General features: G+C 70.5%; 2 protein-coding genes. Both read left to right on the forward strand.

Translation table 11 applies throughout. The features are described from left to right. A partial coding sequence (locus tag DSP71_RS08395; RefSeq protein WP_220151100.1) for an ATP-binding protein occupies nt 1–1,506 on the forward strand: 1,506 nt, incomplete at its 5' end. Nucleotide 1,507: 1 nt separating this feature from the next. Further along, entirely contained in the window at nt 1,508–2,167 is a 660-nt protein-coding gene (locus tag DSP71_RS08400) for a response regulator transcription factor (RefSeq protein ID WP_046747831.1), read from the forward strand. Nucleotides 2,168–2,309 lie beyond the last annotated feature (142 nt).

Genomic DNA, 2,309 nt, shown 5'->3' on the forward strand with positions numbered 1-2,309 from the left:
CGGAATGCGCGAGCGATCCCCCACGTCTCCGCATCGACCGGTGCGCCGCTGCGCACGCTGCGCCGCCGCACCCTGCCCGCGCGCTGGCGGATCACCCTGTGGATCATCCTCAGCAGCGCGATCACGCTGCTCGCGGTCGGCATGATCGGTCGGAGCATCTTCCTCGCGGGTGTCGAGCAGTCCGCCAATGCGGAGATCGAGCAGGAGGCCGCGGAGTTCGCCCGTTTCGCGGAGGACGCCGCGGTCAGCGGCCACACCACCCCGGAGGAACTGGTCAGCGAGTACGTCGCCCGGCAGTCCGTGCACGAGAACGAGGTCGTCGTCGCGTCGGTCGGCGGCGAGGTGATCGCCGTCGCGAACGGACGGGTGGAGGCGACGGATCCTGCCGCGCTCTCCGCCGTGCCAGGGGGAGAAGCGCTCGTGACCGGTCTGCTCGGCCAGTCGGCGTCCTCCGGTGCGATGGAGGCGCCGGACGCGGGGCCCCTGCGCTGGGGGAGGCTGGAATTCACCGCAGGCGACCGCGCCGGTGCCGTCCTGATCGTGCAGTACACGCAGGAAGCGCGATCCCAGGTCGATGCCGGGTTCACCACGATCGCGTGGGTCGCATTGATCGGCATCGTGCTCAGCTCAGGCGTCGCCTGGCTCGTGGCCGGCCAGATCCTCGCCCCCGTGCGTGAGGTCTACCGCGTCGCCCGCGACATCGGCGAGCACGATCTCTCCGCGCGGGTGCCGGTCGACGGGACAGATGACATCGCCGCCGTGGCAACCACCTTCAACCAGATGCTCGACCGCCTCGAAGCCGTGCACGCCACGCAGCAGCGGTTCGTCGACGACGCCGGGCACGAGCTGCGCACGCCGATCACGATCGTCCGCGGGCAGCTGGAGCTCTTGAGCGAGGAGCCGGAGGAGCGGGCGGCGACCCTGCGACTCGTGAGCGACGAGCTCGACCGGATGAGCCGCATCGTCACCGACCTGCTCGTCCTCGCCCGTGCCGAGCAGCCCGACTTCGTGCGCGTCGCCGACTGCGACGTCGCCGCCCTCACCCTCGACATCGAGGCCAAGGCGCAGAACCTCGGTGATCGCCGCTGGCAGCTCATGGAAGTGGCGGAAGGCACAGCGCCTCTCGACCCGCAGCGGGTCACCCAGGCCGTGCTGCAACTCGCGGCGAACGCGGTGCAGGTCACGGAGCAGGGTGACCGCATCCTGATCGGCTCGCGCTTCGACGGCGAGCGCGGCGAACGCCGACTGCGGCTGTGGGTGCGCGACAGCGGCCCCGGGGTCGCAGCGGCTGACGCCGAGCGCATCTTCGAGCGTTTCGCCCGCGGAGACAGCTCCGGCGCACGCCGCGGTTCGGGCCTCGGACTCGCGATCGTGCGGGCGATCACCGACGGGCACGACGGCTCAGCCTGGGTCGACAGCGTCTTCGGGGAAGGGGCCACTTTCGGCATCGACCTCCCCGCCCCGACCACCGTGCGGCCACAGTCCGCATCAGAGAGGAGCGAGTGAGATGCGCAGCATCCTGATCGCCGAAGACGACCCGCACATCACCTCGTTCGTGCGGCGGGGTCTGCGCGCAGCCGGCTACGAGACAGCCGAGGCCGCTGACGGACACACCGCCCTGCTGATGGCGCGCAGCGGTACGTTCGACCTGGTGCTGCTGGACATCGGGCTCGGGGGCATGGACGGATTCGACGTGCTCGCCAACCTTCGTGGCGAGGGCGTCGCGACGCCGGTGATCATCCTCACCGCCCGCGATTCTGTCATCGACACCGTGCGCGGCCTGGAGAGCGGGGCCAACGACTACGTCACCAAGCCGTTCCAGTTCGCTGAACTCATCGCACGTGTGCGGTTGCGGATCGGCGACGGCGAGGGGCGGACTGCCGGTCCGGTGCTCACTCACGGCGATGTGCGGGTCGATGTGCGGGCCCGTACCGTCACGGTCGACGGAGACATGCGCGAACTCACCTCGCGTGAGTTCGCGCTGCTCGAGGTGTTCCTGCAGAACGCCGGTCAGGTGCTGTCGCGCGACCAGCTGATCGGTCACGTCTGGGGGATGGACTTCGATCCGGCCTCCAATGTGGTCGACGTGTACGTGCGGGCGCTGCGCGGCAAGATCGGCGTCGACCGCATCGAGACCGTGCGCGGGGCGGGATACCGGTTCCGATGAACACTCGTTCCGAGAACACGTCACCCGTGGGGGAGGCGGTGGTCGAGCGGGCACGCTTCGCGACCATGCCGCCCGAGCGCCGACCGCTGCCCGTCGAACGCCGATCCGTGCGCCGGCGGCTCGGGCGCGCGGGTGCGCTCCG

The sequence above is a fragment of the Microbacterium sp. H6 genome (genome assembly GCF_003314775.1).
GTDB classification, from domain to species: domain Bacteria; phylum Actinomycetota; class Actinomycetes; order Actinomycetales; family Microbacteriaceae; genus Microbacterium; species Microbacterium oxydans.